Here is a 15,013-nt window from a genome sequence, read left to right as displayed (position 1 = left end):
ACCCGAACGTGAGCCCTCCATCGACAGTGTTCTCTTTAACAGACGTATGTATTAACAGAACACACCCGGAGCGGGATTCACGAACACCTCCGTTCGAAAAAGAAGAAAGCAGCACACTAGTGACGCGCACTTACACCCCCAAGGCAAGCGAACTCCAGCACGACTGGGTTGTCATCGATGCCACCGATATCGTCCTCGGACGTCTGGCCAGCCACGCGGCAATTCTGCTGCGCGGTAAGCACAAGGCCACCTTCTCTCCGCACATGGACGGTGGCGATTTCGTCATCATCGTCAACGCTGAGAAGGTTGCCTTGACCGGCAAGAAGCTCGACCTGAAGATCGCCTACCGCCACTCCGGTTACCCGGGCGGCCTCACGGCGACCAACTACTCCGAGATGCTCGAGAAGCACCCGACCCGTGCGGTTGAAAAAGCAATTCGCGGCATGCTGCCGAAGAACTCGCTCGGTCGCGCCCAGCTCACCAAGCTGAAGGTGTACGCCGGCCCTGAGCACCCGCACTCCGCTCAGCAGCCCACGCCGTACACCCTTAGCCAGGTCGCGCAGTAGCGCCGGCAACCAGACTTCTCGACTCTTTAGATACTTAGATACACGGATAAAAAGGATTCCCATCATCGTGGCGAAGATCGCAGACCAGATTGACCAGGCTCCGGAGAGCTACTCCACCGAGACTCCGGCCGAAACCGTAACCAAGGCGCCCCGCGCCGTCCTCAACGTTCCCGGCGCAGCCGTCGGACGCCGCAAGCAGGCCATTGCCCGCGTGCGCATCGTCCCCGGCTCCGGCACGATCGTTGTCAACGGCCGCGAGTTCGCCGACTACTTCCCGAACAAGCTGCACCAGCAGCTGATCAACGACCCGTTCAAGGTTCTTGACCTGCTCGGCTCCTACGACGTCATCGCCCGCATCACCGGTGGTGGCCCGTCCGGCCAGGCCGGCGCGCTTCGCCTCGGCATTGCACGCTCGCTCAACCTGATCGACGAAGAGAACAACCGCGCCATCCTCAAGAAGAACGGCTTCCTCAGCCGCGACGCTCGAGTCAAGGAGCGTAAGAAGGCCGGACTCAAGAAGGCCCGTAAGGCGCCTCAGTTCAGCAAGCGCTAACCCGATTGCCGACGACGAAATGACTCGTCTGTTCGGCACGGACGGTGTTCGGGGCCTGGCCAACCGTGATCTCACGGCTGGCCTGGCCCTCGGCCTTGCCCAAGCCAGCGCCGCGGTGCTGACCAAGGGACGTCGTGCCCAAGCACGACTCGCAGAGGGCCGCCGTCCCGTCGCCGTGGTCGCCCGTGACCCGCGAATCTCCGGTGAATTTCTCAACGCTGCCGTCTCGGCCGGCCTGGCCTCCAGCGGTGTCGATGTTCTCGACGCCGGGGTCATCCCCACGCCAGCAGCAGCCTTCTTGATCAACGACATCGGTGCCGACTTTGGTGTGATGATTTCCGCCTCACACAACGCGGCGCCCGATAACGGCATCAAGATCTTCGCCTATGGGGGAACCAAACTTCCCGACGACGTCGAGGACCGCATCGAGTCCTACATCGGTCGTGACACCCTGATGCCGATCGCCGGTGACGTGGGGCGCATCCGTCGTTTTGCCGATGCCGAAGACCGCTACGTCGTGCACCTGCTGGGCACGTTGCCGCACCGCCTCGACGGCATTCACGTCGTGCTCGACTGCGCCCACGGCGCGGCCGCCGGCGTCTCGCCGCAGGTGTTCACGGATGCCGGCGCTCGCCTCACCGTGATTGGCGCCGATCCAGACGGACTCAACATCAACGACGGCGTCGGGTCGACCCACCTCGACAACCTAGCCACGGCTGTGCTCGAGCACGGCGCCGACATCGGAATCGCCCACGACGGCGACGCCGACCGGTGCCTCGCCGTTGACCGCGACGGCAACATCGTGGACGGCGACCAGATCATGGCTATTCTCGCCGTGTCAATGGCCGAGCGCGGTGTGCTCAAGGACCGCACGCTCGTGGCCACTGTCATGAGCAACCTCGGTCTGCGTAAGGCGATGGCGGCCAACGACATCGCCATGGTGCAGACCAAGGTCGGCGACCGTTACGTGCTCGAAGAACTCAATGCCCACGGGTACTCCCTCGGCGGTGAACAGAGTGGTCACGTGATCATGACCAAGTACGCCACCACCGGTGATGGCATTCTCACCGGGCTGCACCTCGTGGCTGAAATGGCGCGCACCGGCAAGACGCTGGCCGAATTAGCATCCGTTATGACGGTCTACCCGCAGATTTTAGTGAACGTGCGTGGTGTGAACCACAAGGGTCTCGATGCCGACTCTGGCATTGCCGAGGCCGTGCTCGCCGCCGAAACCGAACTCGGCGACACCGGCCGGGTATTGCTGCGCCCCTCGGGTACCGAACCGATGGTGCGCGTCATGGTGGAGGCCGCGGACCAGCCGACCGCCGATCGTCTGGCGCACACCCTCGCCGACGTCGTGCGCGAGCGCCTCGCCCTCTAGCCCTACTGGACGGGGCCCGGGCCCCGTCCCTGGGCCCAGTTTATAAGCTGGGCCCCGGGACCGGGCCCGGGCCCCGTCCGCGGAACGCTTTACTGCGCGGGGGTTAGACCTTGCGCAGGAGCACCTTGGAGACGGCGTGCGTCGGGTCTTTGCGCAGCACCAGGGTCGCCCGCGACCGGGTGGGACGGATGTTCTGCAGCAGGTTGGGTTCGTTGATACTGCTCCAGATGCTGCGTGCTCGTGCGCGCGCCTCATCTTCGGTGAGGGCGGCGTAACGGTGAAAGAACGAGTTGGGGTTGGCGAAGGCTCCGCGCTGCAGCTTGAGAAAGCGTTCCTCGTACCAGCGGGCGATGTCCTGGGTTCGAGCATCCACATAGACCGTGAAGTCGAACAGATCGCTGACCGAGAGCCCATGGCCGGGTCCGGGCGGCTGCAACACGTTCAGGCCCTCGACAATGAGAATGTCTGGCTGGCGCACGACAATCTGCGCGTCGGGAACGATGTCGTAGCTGAGGTGCGAGTAGAACGGTGACCGCACCTCAGGCGCGCCACTCTTGACCGCGCTGACGAAGCGCAGCAGGGCGCGTCGATCGTAGGATTCTGGAAATCCCTTGCGCTCCATCAGTCCACGGCGAGAAAGCTCCGCGTTCGGAAACAGAAACCCGTCGGTCGTGACGAGCTCGACTCGGGGGGTGTCGTCCCAGCGGGCCAGCATCTCCCGCAGCAACCGCGCCGTGGTCGATTTTCCGACCGCCACCGAACCGGCAACGCCGATCACGAACGGAGTGGGCCGGGCGTGTTGCCCGAGGAATCCGCTGGTCGCCCGGTGCAGTTTGCGGGCGTTCGCCGCGTAGAGGTTGAGCAACCTACTTAACGGAAGGTAGACATCCGTCACCTCGTTGATATCGAGCGGCTCACCGAGGCCGCGCAACTGCACGATCTCGGTCACTTTTAGCGGCAGCAGGGTGGTCGGCGCGAGGGCCGCCCAATCGGCCCGATCGAGCTCCACAAAGGGGGTACCGTGGCCGTTCATGACGGGGGCCAGCACGAGATCGGACATTCCCCCAAGCTTAGTCCGACTAAAATCGACTTCTATGTGCGGAATCGTAGGTTATGTCGGAAGCAATAAGACCGTTGACGTACTCATGAGAGGACTCGGGCGGCTCGAATATCGCGGCTACGACTCCGCGGGGATCGCCGTCATCGACTCGTGGGGTGTACTCAACACGGCCAAGAAGGCCGGCAAGCTGTCGGCTCTGACCAACGAACTAGCGGCCCACCCAATCAACGACGGCACGACGGGCATCGGCCACACCCGCTGGGCCACCCATGGCGGCCCCACCGACCACAACGCCCACCCGCACCTCGGTGACAACAACAAGCTCGCCCTCATTCACAATGGCATTATCGAAAACTTCGCGCCGCTGCGCGCCGAGTTGCTCGCCGAGGGCTTCACCTTTCTGAGCGAAACCGACACCGAGGTGGCCGCCGTGCTGCTTGGCCGCGAATACCAGCGCGTCGGAAACCTGGCCGAGGCCTTCCGCACCATCGTTGCCCGCCTCGACGGCGCCTTCACGCTGCTCGCCGTGCACCAAGACCAGCCCGGCGTCGTCGTCGGCGCCCGCCGCAACTCCCCGCTCGTCATCGGCCTCGGTGACGGCGAGAACTTTCTCGGCTCCGACGTGGCCGCGTTTGTTGAGTACACGCGCCGCGCCGTAGCCATCGGCCAGGACCAGATCGTCACCATCACAGCGGATGCCGTCACCGTCACCGATTTTGACGGTCACCCGGTCGAGACCGAAGAGTTCGACATCGCCTGGGACGCCTCAGCCAGCGAGAAGGGCGGCTGGTCCAGCTTCATGGCCAAGGAGGTGTCCGAACAGCCGGATGCCGTCGCTAACACCCTGCGCGGTCGCATCACAGACGGTGCGGTCGTCGTGCCAGAACTGACGGCATTCGGCGATGACGTGCTGGCCGGCATCCGTCGTATCGTTATCATCGCCTGCGGAACCGCGGCCTACGCCGGCCAGACTGCGAAGTACGCCATTGAAAAATGGGCGCGGGTTCCCGTCGACGTCGAACTGAGCCACGAGTTCCGCTACCGCGATCCGGTGCTCAGCGCCGACACCCTGGTCATCTCGATCAGCCAATCCGGCGAAACCATGGACACGCTCATGGCCGTGAAGTACGCCATGTCGCTCGGCGCCAAGGCCATCTCCATCTGCAACACCCAGGGCGCGACCATCCCGCGCGAGAGTGACGCCGTCATCTACACCCACGCTGGCCCCGAGGTTGCCGTGGCATCGACCAAGGCCTTCGTCGCCCAGATCACCGCGCTCTACCTGTTCGCGCTGCATTTCGCCCGCGTGCGCGGCAGCATCACCGCGGCCGAGCAGGCCACGCAGGTCGCCGAACTGCAGGCGATTCCGGAGAAAATCGCCACCGTTCTGAAAGTCGAAGACGAGGTGCGTCAGCTGGCTCGGTGGATGAGCGACACCCGTGCCGTGCTGTTCCTTGGCCGCCACGTCGGTTTTCCCATCGCACTCGAGGGGGCGCTCAAGCTCAAGGAGCTGGCCTATATCCACGCCGAAGGCTTTGCCGCCGGAGAGCTGAAGCATGGCCCGATCGCCCTGATCGAGCCCGGCCAGCCGGTGTTCGTCGTGGTGCCGAGCCCGCGCGGCTCAGCGCACCTGCACCCGAAGGTGGTCTCCAACATTCAGGAGATCCGCGCCCGCGGTGCCCGCATCATCGCCATCGCCGAGGTCGGCGATGCCGCTGTGCTGCCCTTCGCCGACACCGTCATTCACATTCCGCTCGCCGCGCCCCTGTTTGAGCCACTACTGGCCGTCGTGCCGCTGCAGATGTTCGCCATGGAACTCGCCATCGCCAAGGGCCTCGACGTGGACCAGCCGCGCAACCTCGCAAAGTCCGTCACGGTCGAGTAGTGATCAAGGGCATCGGGGTTGATGTGGTCGACCTGGCGCGCTTCACCCGCCAGGTTGAACGCACCCCGGGCCTGATATCACGGCTGTTCGCTCAGAGCGAACGCGGCCTGCCGGTGCGTTCTCTCGCGGCCCGTTTCGCGGCCAAGGAGGCGTTGATCAAGGCCCTCGGTGACAGCGCTGGAGCAACCTGGCACGAGTTGGAAATCGTCAATGACCAGCACGGCAACCCCGAATTCCAGCTCAGCGGGGCCGCCCTGAGAGCCGTGCACGATCGGGGTATCAGCCGCGTGCACGTCACCATGACCCATGACGGCGGCGTCGCCTGCGCCTTCGTCGTCGCCGAGGGGGAGTCGTGAGCGGGTTTCGCGAGGCCGTGATCGACCTCGCCGCCATCCGCAGCAATATGGCCCACCTACGCCAAATCGTGGGCACCCCGCACGCGATGGCGGTGGTCAAGGCCAACGCCTACGGCCACGGCGCTGTACCGGTAGCACGCGCCGCCCTGGCCGGTGGGGCAGACTGGCTCGGCGTCGCCGACATCGACGAGGCCCTGGCCCTGCGCGACGCCGGCATCGACGCGCCCATTCTGGCCTGGCTGCACGATCCAGACTCCGACTTCAGCGCGGCCATTGACGATGACGTGACCCTCGGGCTCTCCTCAGCACTTCAAGTGCAGCGGGTAGCGGATGCCGCGGCCGAACTCGGCCAGATGGCATCCGTTCATCTGAAACTAGAAACTGGCCTAAGCCGCAACGGCGTGCACGAAAACGATTGGGCAGAGGTCTTCGCCCGCGCAGCCGAACTCGAACAGATCGGGCTACTGCGCGTTGATGGCATCATGAGCCACCTGGCCAATGCCGGAGCGTTCGAGGACCAGCAGGCGCTCGAGTGTTTCGAGCGCGGGGTCGCCGCCGCCCGCGCCGCCGGGCTGACCCCAACGCTCGTTCACCTCGCTTCCTCTGCCGCCGCACTGCGGCTGCCGGTCGCCCGCTTCTCGATGGTGCGCTTCGGCATCACGCTGTATGGGCTATCGCCGTTTGACGACGCAACCAGCGCCGACCTCGGGCTGGTGCCGGCCATGACTCTACGCGGCCGTGTCGCCCTTGTGCGCCGGGTGAGCGAAGGTGCCGGCGTCTCCTATGACTACCTGTGGCGGGCGCCGGAGGACTCGACCCTCGTGCTCGTTCCGCTCGGCTATGCCGACGGTATCCCGAGACAGGCTTCTGGCGCCCAGGTGGTGCAGATCAACGGTGGCATCTTCCCCGTGGTGGGTCGCGTAGCAATGGACCAGTTCGTCGTCAACCTCGGCGCCGACGACCCGGGCGTAGCTGTGGGCGATGTTGTCGTGCTGTTCGGTGACCCGGCCACCGGCGCGCCGAGCGCGACCGACTGGGCCGACGCCTCCGGTACGATCAATTACGAGATCGTTACCCGTATCGGGCACCGAGTGACCAGGCGATACCTCCATGGCTGAGGTCCAGAATGGCTGAACAGACGCGAACCATTCCCGATTCCGCGGCAATGCACCGCTTCGGCGTTGACCTCGCGCGCACCCTGCGAGCCGGCGATCTGATCGTGCTCACCGGGCCGCTCGGTGCCGGCAAGACCACCCTGACCCGCGGCCTTGGCGCGGGTTTGCAGGTGCGTGGAGCGGTCACCAGTCCGACCTTTGTGCTCGCCCGCACGCATCCGAGCCTGGTTGGCGGGCCTCCCTTCGTGCACGTCGACGCCTACCGGCTGAACAGCGCCATCGAACTCGACGACCTCGACATCGACTTCGCGCACTCCATCGTGGTGGTCGAGTGGGGCCGCGGCTTGCTCGACGGCATCACCGAGTCCTGGCTGGACATCGAGATCGAACGGCCAGTGGGCCGATCCGCGGCTGCCGCACGGCCAACAGCGCTTGAAACGGATGTCGCGGCATCCGTTCTCAGCGGGCCGATCGACCTGGATCACGACCTCGACGAGCCGCGCACTCTCACGCTCACCGGGTACGGTCCGCGGTGGGTCGACCAAACCGACTTCGGCCCGTCGTGACCGGTGGTCGTGGCATCCGCGACTGGCTAAGCCTCGCTGTGATCGGACTGCTGGGCGGGTTGCTCTCCGGGGCTTTTGGCGTGGGCGGTGGCATCATCATGGTTCCCCTTCTCATCGCATTGGCCCGTATGAACGAGCGACAGGCGGCTTCAACCTCGCTCGTGGCCATCATTCCCGCGTCGAGCGTTGGAGTGATCACCTATCTGGTTCAGGGGCACGTCGACCTGATCGCTGGAATGATCATTGCCACCGGCGCCGTGATTGGTGCCGTGATCGGCAGTCGGCTACTGCACCGTATTCCACTCATGTGGTTGCGGTGGATGTTCATCGCCCTGCTGCTGGTGATCGCTGCCCGGCTGCTGCTGGTGGCGCCGGTTCGCGGTGAGGACCTGGAACTGACCTGGTATGTCGGGATCGGCTACGTCGCCCTTGGCCTGATCATGGGGATTGCATCGGGGTTGTTTGGTATTGGGGGCGGTGTGATCGCGGTACCGGGGCTCATCGCTGTATTCGGAGTCAGCGATTTGATCGCCAAGGGAACATCCCTTCTGGTCGTAATCCCCACCGGAATTGTCGGTACTCTGGCGCACCTGCGACGTGGCGGGGTGGACGTGCCAGCCGGCATCGTTGTCGGCGTCGCCGCTACGGCGGCGTCGGCACCGGGCGTCGCGCTCGCGCTCGTCATCCCGCCGAAACTTTCCGGCATCCTGTTCGCGGTATTGCTTCTGCTGGCCGCCATTCAGTTGATCATCACGGCTATCGTGGGGCGACCGCGTCGCTGATTGTTAGGGGCCGTGCACGGAGCCCTTCGGTCAAGCCGAATTCTTGTTGTCGTCATGCCTACGACATAATCGAACGAAACGAGCTGTGCTGGCCTCGCACCGCCGCAGGTGCTGTGCCACGAAAGGAAACTTTTACCGATGCAAGCAGTTCTGATCGAGCAAAGCAGTACTGGACCGCAGCTGGTTCTGCGTGAACGCTCGATACCGGTGCCTGGTCCGACTCAAGTGCGCATCGCCGTGCACGCCGCATCCGTGAATCGTGCAGACCTGGCCCAGCGCTCTGACACCCAGATGCCGACTGTTGCCGGCAGCGCACCGCCCGTGGTCGGGTTGGATGCCGCAGGAGATGTGGTCGAGGTGGGTTCGGAGGTTACCACTGTTCGAATTGGCGACCGTGTCATGACCCTCGTCGGTGGTGGCCTGAGCGAGCAGATCGTGGTTGATGCGAGCCTGGTCATTCCCATTCCGCCGGCGTGGAGTTACGCCGAAGGTGCCGCGGCCATTCTTGGCCTCCTGACCGAGCACAATGCATTGCGTACTCATGGCCGACTCCAGCCAGGCGACACCGTGCTGGTGCACGCGGCCGCGTCGTCGGTGGGCTTGCAGTGTGTGCAGCTGGCTAAGTTCCTCGGCGCCGGGCTCGTTATCGGTACGACTCGCGACATCGACGCCACGTCACTCATCCGCTCGGTCGGCGCTGACCACGTGATTGTGGTGCGCGAGAATCGCTTTGCCGACGAGGTTTCGGCCCTCACCGACGGCCACGGCGTCGACATCATCGTCGATCACGTCGGCGGACCATACCTCGCCGACAATATTCGCTCCGCCGCCATCGCTGGCCGTCTTATCAGCGTCGGCCGCCTCGGCGGTGCCGCAGGAAAGCTCGATCTTGAGGCGCTCGCGTATAAACGACTTGCTCTCCTGGGTGTCACTTTTCGCACCCGATCAACCGGGGACAAGGCCGATATCGTCGCCGCGCTGCGCGCAGAAGTCGATCTGGATACGCCGCAATTGCGTCCCGTCGTGGACCGGATCATGCCGTGGACCGAGGCCGATGCGGCCCAAACACTCATGCGCACCAACACCTCCCGTGGAAAGATCGTGCTCGCCGTCGGCAACACGACGCCTGATCATTCGAACACGGGGATTCTCGCTAGATGACTTTTTTTGAAGGCGCGATCATTCTTGCCGCCGGCATTGTCGCTGGCATTATCAACGTTGTGGCCGGTGCGGGAACCCTCATCACCTTTCCCACCCTGCTGGCCCTGGGGATTCCTCCGATCACGGCTAACGTGTCGAACACCGTTGGCCTCGTTCCCGGTTCGATCGCGGGTGCCTACGGCTACCGCCGTGAACTTCGATCGCAGTGGCGGCCGGTGGCTTGGATGGCCGTGTTCTCGGCCGTTGGCGGCGTGGTCGGTGGTCTGTTACTGCTGATTTTACCCGAAGGCGCCTTCTCTGCGGTCGTTCCGTTTCTGCTGCTGCTCGCCGCGATACTTTCAGCGGCCCAGCCTCGAGTGGCGAGGTACGTTCGGCGGAAGGCCCCCGACGACGACGACGACGACGCCGACGCCGACGCCGCTGACACTCGGCCGGTCACATTCGGTCTCGTGCTCGGTATTCTTGGCACGGGGGTCTACGGCGGCTACTTCGGAGCGGCCCAGGGCGTGGTGCTCCTCGCTCTTCTGGGAATCCTGTGGTCCACCGACATTCACCGGGCCAACGGCGCCAAGAACGTGTTGGCCGGTATGGCCAACCTGGTATCGGCGGTCATCTTTATCTCGAGCGGTACCGTCGACTGGGCGGTTGCCGTGTTGATCGGCGTGGGGTCTGCTTTCGGTGGCTGGCTCGGCGCTCGAGTCGGACGACGCCTATCCGCTCCGGTTTTGCGGGCGATTTTGGTCATTGTGGCGTTGACCGCCGCTGTCGTACTCTTTCTGACCTGATCGCTGCGCGCGTGGGCGCCCGCGGCGGCGGCTACCGGCTGTCCGAAATGTTCGGTCTCTGCACAGGGTCAGCAAAGCAAACTGAAGTCACCCAAAGTCGCACCAAAAAAAGCTTTTGACCAGCATTTTTAGAAGTTCAGACCCGGCAAACTAGAAAAAGTCCCGCTAAGCTGTCTTGCGGTCGGATGCGCTTGCGGAAGAACGGCGACTTTCTGCTGTCGTTCGCAAACTCTCCTCGCACACCGAGTTGATAAAAACTAAGCGAGGACGTTAAATGAGGCGCTTTGTGGCGGACGATGTCTGCCTGCTGCTGGCGCGGCTGCGTGAGAGAACACCGTTGGTGCAGTGTCTGACTAATGCGGTGGTGACGAACTTCACCGCGAACGCGTTGCTGGCGATTGGGGCTGCGCCGGCGATGACCGACATCCCCATCGAGGCTGAGCAGTTCGCTCGTATCGCGTCGGCCACGCTGGTGAACCTGGGTACTCCGCATGCGGAGCAGCGTGCGGGCATGCGTGAGGCGGCCCGGGCGGCGCACGAGGTGGGCACGCCGTGGGTACTCGACCCGGTGGCCGTCGGCGTCCTTTCGGTGCGTACCCGGTTGGCCGCCGATTTGCTGGCCTATGCGCCCACTGCTATCCGCGGCAACGCCTCTGAAGTGATCGCCCTGACCGGCCTCGGCCACGGCGGCCGGGGGGTGGACTCGGTTGATACCGCGGAGCAGGCACTGGATGCCGCCGGCCAGCTCGCTGACCGGTACGGCTGCATCGTCGCGATCTCCGGGGTCACCGATTTGATCACCGACGGAACCGATGTTATCCGCCTGAGTAACGGCCACCGTTACCTCACCCAAGTCACCGGTGGAGGGTGCGCGCTGGGCGCTGTGACCGCGGCGTTCCTCGCAGTCGGTGACGATCGTCTTGTGGCAACTGCCGCGGCGACGGCCGTGTATACGATCGCGGCGGAACGGGCGGCGGTGGGCGTGGGCGGTCCGGGCAGTTTCGCCGTCGCGTTCCTTGACGCACTGGCGAGTGTTGACGCGGCTGCGATTCGCGCGACGATCGCGATTTCGTGACCGAGTTCGGTAGGGAGACTTTCACTCCGGGGGTGTATCTGGTCACCGACACGGCATTGTGTGGCAGCCGCGGGGTGGTCGAGACGGTGCGGGCGGCGGTGGCCGGTGGCATCCGCACGGTGCAGATCCGGGAGAAAGATGCGTCTGCCGCTGACTTTTATCAGCTCGTGCTGCGCATAGCCGAGGCTGTCGGTGACCGGGCTGCGATTCTCGTCAACGACCGGATCGACGTGTATCTGGCCGCCCGTGTGGCGGGGGCCCGCGTGGACGGTGTTCACGTCGGTCAAAGTGACCTGCCGGTTACGGCTGTGCGGGCGATCGTCGGCGACGATGCGATCATCGGATTGACCGCCAATGCCGCCGATCACTTTCGTCAGGTGGCGCTCCTGCCGGATAGAACGGTCGATTACCTGGGCGTTGGTGTGATCCGGGCGACGGCCACGAAAGTGAACCATCCGGTATCGATCGGCACGGATGGTTTTGCCGGGGCCGCCGCGGCGGCGGGCCTGCCGTGCGTGGCCATTGGTGGAGTCATTCTGGACGACGTGGGCGAACTACGCCGGGTGCACGCGGCGGGTGTTGCCGTGGTGTCCGCGATCTGTGCTGCCGCAGACCCGAAACGTGTCGCCGAGGGTTTTGTGGCGGAGTGGAACCGACAACCCGTACCGTCCTGGGGCGCCTAGGACCCCGTGTTCCGAGCATCGCTGGCACCGATCCAACGGTGGGGCGGCATCCACCTGGGCTCGACGTTCGATCGCTAATGCGCGTATCGAGTGTGCGCTAACACGTTGGTCGTCCAGGATTGGCCGGTACTCGGTTATGCTCGTCTTGAACACGGGAGTCCGGTGAGCCGGGCTGAGAGGAAGATTATCAATCTTCGACCGTCGAACCTGATCTGGATCATGCCAGCGCAGGGAGGCAATTTTCTCACAACCCGTGCCCTGATGTTTTGCGATCAAGGAGGGCACGACAGTGCAACTATCTTTATTCACCAGAGCGGCCTCGCGCTGGGTGACGGCGGGCGCGCTGGCTCTTGTCGCGGCGACAGTTCTAAGTGGCTGCGCCTCAGGCTCGGCGACCGGCACCGACTCGTCTACTGCGTTGACTCCGGTGGCCTTCGCCTTGGACTGGACACCGAATACCAATCACACTGGGCTGTATGTCGCTCTGGAGAAGGGCTACTTCACGCAGGCGGGGCTTGAGGTGAGGGTGCTTCCCTACAGCCAGTCATCCCCCGACGCACTCATCAACGCCGGTTCAGCTGACTTCGGTATCAGCTTCCAGCACGCAGCCACCTTCGCGGCGGCAGCGGGTGTGCGTAACATCTCGGTGATGTCGGTGCTGCAGCACGACGCTACGGCGATCGGGGTCCTGGCCAACCGCGACGACATTCGCAGCCCCCGGGACCTCGACGGCAAGACCCTCGGCATGGCCGATCCCAACGAAATTTTTCCTACCGAGGCTTCGGACGTTATCAAGAACGATGGCGGAACGGGCGAGTTCGAGAAAATCACGTTGGGAACCTCCGCCTATGAGGCCCTCTATGCCGGCAAAGTTGACTTCACCTCGGCATTCACCACCTGGGAGGGTATTGACGCGGCTCTTCGCGGCACCCCGATGAAGTTCTTCGCTTTGCAGGACTATGGCGTACCGGACCAATACTCGGTGATCGTCGAGGCAAACCGGGACTGGACGGCCAAGCACCCTGCCGCCACTGCTCAGTTCGTTCAGGCCCTGCAACAGGGATACCAGTACGCCGCCGACCATCCAGATGCCGCGGCAAAGATTTTGATCGATGCCAATCCCGGCGTCTTCGAAAACACGGAACTCGTGTACCAAAGCCAGAAAAAACTGAGCGCTTCCTACCTCAAAGATGCCAACGGAAAAGTGGGCACCCAGACGGCAGATACCTGGCAGCAGCTGGCTGATTTCCTCTACCGTGCCGGCCTCTTGGCCGACGAAGACGGCAAACCGCTCACAGCATCGATGGACACATCGACATTGTTCACCGAGCAGTACCTCAGTGAAAAGTAGCATCACCGTGAAGCGGGCTTTAGCGCCCCGCACAACGGTACGTGCGGCGCTCGCGCCTCCGGCCGCGATCCTGACTGCGCTCGTGATCACCTGGCAAGTGGCGGTAACGGCAGGCGGAGTGCAGCCGGCGATCTTGCCCTCCCCGCAACGCATTCTTCAGCAGGGCTGGCAGGCCCGCGCCACGATCTGGGAGAATACGCTCCCCACCCTGCAAGAAACGTTTCTCGGCTTCGCCGTTAGCCTGACCGTCGCTTGGACGCTGGCGATCCTGATCGATTTTTCGCTAGGGCTGCGACGAGCACTGGTACCACTGCTGGTGGCGTCCCAAGCCATACCTATTATTGCGATCGCGCCGTTGATGGTTATCTGGTTCGGGTTCGGAATGCTGCCCAAAGTCATCGTCATCGCCCTGGTGACCTTCTTTCCGGTCACGGTCGGACTCATTGACGGTTTCAACCGCACCGATCGGGACGCGATCAATCTGCTGCGCAGCATGGGGGCCAACCGGTGGAAGCAGTTCGTGTACGTGCGTCTTCCGTCGGCGCTTCCCTCGTTCTTCACCGCTCTTCGCATCGGAATCGCCTACGCCGTCACCGGTGCCATTTTTGCCGAGTATGTCGGTGCCGAGCGAGGACTCGGCATTTATATGGCAATGATGAAAAACTCGTTTCGCACCGATCTGGTGTTGGCTGCCGTTGCGGTGACCGCGTTCGTCAGCGTGTGCCTGTTTCTGTTGACCTATGTCGCCGAACGGGCGATCATCCCGTGGCATTCGAAGGAACGCAGGAGCAGGCATGGCTGAGATGACTACTCCGAAGATCGAACTGCGCGCAATCCGTAAGTCGTTTGCGCTTAGCCGCGGGCAGGTGCGGCCGGTTCTCGACGACATCACCTTCTCGGCGCAGCCGGGCGAATTCGTTGCGGTGATCGGCCCGAGCGGATGCGGCAAGAGCACCATGTTCAACATCATGGCCGGCCTGGAGGGCGCCAGTTCCGGCGAACTCCTGGTCGACGGGGATGTGATCACCGGTCAACATGAACACTGTGCATACATGCCGCAGAAGGATTTGTTGTTCCCCTGGCGGAGCATTCTGGAGAACACATCCCTCGGCCTCGAGGTCGCCGGAGAGACCAAGAAGGCCGCCAGGGCACGGGCGGCTAGTCTCTTTGCGGCCTTCGGCCTGTCTGGTTTTGAAGATGCATATCCTTTCGAACTTTCCGGGGGTATGCGTCAGCGGGCGGCTTTGCTGCGCACCGTGGTGCAGGGCAGGGATGTCCTGTTGCTGGACGAACCGTTTGGGGCCCTGGACTCCCTCACCCGCACTGACATGCAGTCCTGGCTGCAGGGGGTGTGGTCCCAGAACGCCTGGACTGCGGTGCTGATCACCCACGATATCCGGGAGGCGATCTACCTCGCCGATCGGGTGGTCGTTCTCAGCCCGCGACCGGCATCCGTTCGGCTGAACCTGACCATCGACCTGCCCCGGCCGCGCGGGCTGTCGATGACTACCTCGGCAGAGTTCGCCGAATACGAACGCACGCTCCTGGCGACCCTGCACGAGGAAACCCTCTCGTCCAGAAAACCCTAAGCCGCAGCGCCGACCGTGGGGCGTTCCAGCCCCAGGTACCCACGCAAGGTAACTCATCGCCAACCGGGCTGGTCGACTATGTCAGCGCGGGGCTCAGCGTCAACT

The 15,013-nt window shown here is 63.8% G+C and carries 16 protein-coding genes and 1 riboswitch; of the genes, 15 read left to right on the top strand and 1 reads right to left on the bottom strand.

The features are described from left to right. Positions 1–119: 119 nt before the first annotated feature. The 3 genes from rplM (at position 120) to glmM (ending at position 2,500) form a co-directional block, all read left to right on the top strand. Positions 120–566 (top strand): 50S ribosomal protein L13, encoded by a 447-nt coding sequence (rplM, locus tag CXY75_RS15775; protein WP_104083755.1) that lies wholly within the window; start codon positions 120–122, stop codon positions 564–566. Between the two features lie 67 nt (positions 567–633). After that, positions 634–1,119, top strand: a complete 486-nt coding sequence (gene rpsI, locus CXY75_RS15770; RefSeq protein WP_104083754.1) for a 30S ribosomal protein S9 — start codon at positions 634–636, stop codon at positions 1,117–1,119. A gap of 19 nt (positions 1,120–1,138) precedes the next feature. Beyond that, positions 1,139–2,500: a phosphoglucosamine mutase gene (gene glmM, locus CXY75_RS15765; RefSeq protein ID WP_104083753.1), complete on the top strand. Its 1,362-nt coding sequence runs from the start codon at positions 1,139–1,141 to the stop codon at positions 2,498–2,500. Positions 2,501–2,603: 103 nt separating this feature from the next. On the opposite strand, the gene coaA is transcribed toward glmM, so the two are convergent. Beyond that, positions 2,604–3,560: a type I pantothenate kinase gene (coaA, locus tag CXY75_RS15760; protein ID WP_104083752.1), complete on the bottom strand. Its 957-nt coding sequence runs from the start codon at positions 3,558–3,560 to the stop codon at positions 2,604–2,606. A gap of 34 nt (positions 3,561–3,594) precedes the next feature. Between coaA and glmS the strand changes: the two genes are divergently transcribed. From glmS to CXY75_RS15700, 12 genes are all read left to right on the top strand, one after another. Next, complete coding sequence (glmS, locus tag CXY75_RS15755; RefSeq protein ID WP_104083751.1) at positions 3,595–5,445, top strand: glutamine--fructose-6-phosphate transaminase (isomerizing); 1,851 nt, start codon at positions 3,595–3,597, stop codon at positions 5,443–5,445. Continuing rightward, on the top strand, positions 5,445–5,801 hold the full coding sequence (locus CXY75_RS15750) for a holo-ACP synthase (protein ID WP_104083750.1): 357 nt from the start codon (positions 5,445–5,447) through the stop codon (positions 5,799–5,801). The genes glmS and CXY75_RS15750 overlap by 1 nt, the downstream gene beginning before the upstream one ends. Before the next feature lie 47 nt (positions 5,802–5,848). Further along, positions 5,849–6,919: an alanine racemase gene (gene alr, locus CXY75_RS15745; RefSeq protein ID WP_104083924.1), complete on the top strand. Its 1,071-nt coding sequence runs from the start codon at positions 5,849–5,851 to the stop codon at positions 6,917–6,919. Between the two features lie 8 nt (positions 6,920–6,927). After that, entirely contained in the window at positions 6,928–7,482 is a 555-nt protein-coding gene (gene tsaE / locus CXY75_RS15740) for a tRNA (adenosine(37)-N6)-threonylcarbamoyltransferase complex ATPase subunit type 1 TsaE (protein WP_104083749.1), read from the top strand. After that, positions 7,479–8,264, top strand: coding sequence for a sulfite exporter TauE/SafE family protein (locus CXY75_RS15735; RefSeq protein ID WP_233201957.1), 786 nt, complete (start codon positions 7,479–7,481; stop codon positions 8,262–8,264). Before tsaE ends, CXY75_RS15735 begins: the two co-directional genes overlap by 4 nt. Positions 8,265–8,402: 138 nt before the next feature. Next, a complete protein-coding gene (locus tag CXY75_RS15730) occupies positions 8,403–9,425 on the top strand; it encodes a zinc-binding dehydrogenase (protein WP_104083748.1) in 1,023 nt (340 codons plus the stop codon). Then, complete coding sequence (locus CXY75_RS15725) at positions 9,422–10,210, top strand: sulfite exporter TauE/SafE family protein (RefSeq protein WP_104083747.1); 789 nt, start codon at positions 9,422–9,424, stop codon at positions 10,208–10,210. The genes CXY75_RS15730 and CXY75_RS15725 overlap by 4 nt, the downstream gene beginning before the upstream one ends. 274 nt (positions 10,211–10,484) lie before the next feature. Then, entirely contained in the window at positions 10,485–11,285 is an 801-nt protein-coding gene (thiM, locus tag CXY75_RS15720) for a hydroxyethylthiazole kinase (protein ID WP_104083746.1), read from the top strand. After that, a complete protein-coding gene (gene thiE, locus CXY75_RS15715; protein ID WP_199182480.1) occupies positions 11,282–11,968 on the top strand; it encodes a thiamine phosphate synthase in 687 nt (228 codons plus the stop codon). The genes thiM and thiE overlap by 4 nt, the downstream gene beginning before the upstream one ends. A 141-nt stretch (positions 11,969–12,109) precedes the next feature. Next, positions 12,110–12,219: riboswitch (TPP riboswitch) on the top strand. Positions 12,220–12,296: 77 nt separating this feature from the next. Beyond that, positions 12,297–13,319 carry an ABC transporter substrate-binding protein gene (locus CXY75_RS15710; RefSeq protein ID WP_146069499.1) on the top strand — a complete coding sequence of 341 codons (1,023 nt, stop codon included), beginning with the start codon at positions 12,297–12,299 and terminating at the stop codon, positions 13,317–13,319. 7 nt (positions 13,320–13,326) lie between these two features. Further along, positions 13,327–14,121 carry an ABC transporter permease gene (locus CXY75_RS15705; RefSeq protein ID WP_233201956.1) on the top strand — a complete coding sequence of 265 codons (795 nt, stop codon included), beginning with the start codon at positions 13,327–13,329 and terminating at the stop codon, positions 14,119–14,121. After that, the gene (locus CXY75_RS15700; protein WP_104083742.1) at positions 14,114–14,908 is read left to right on the top strand and encodes an ABC transporter ATP-binding protein; all 795 of its coding nucleotides are present in this window, start codon (positions 14,114–14,116) and stop codon (positions 14,906–14,908) included. Before CXY75_RS15705 ends, CXY75_RS15700 begins: the two co-directional genes overlap by 8 nt. Positions 14,909–15,013: the final 105 nt, after the last annotated feature.

The organism is Cryobacterium sp. Y11 (assembly GCF_002929535.1).
Taxonomy (GTDB): Bacteria; Actinomycetota; Actinomycetes; order Actinomycetales; family Microbacteriaceae; genus Cryobacterium.
Note: the sequence above shows the minus strand (reverse complement) of the source record. Positions and strands in the feature narration are given on the sequence as shown.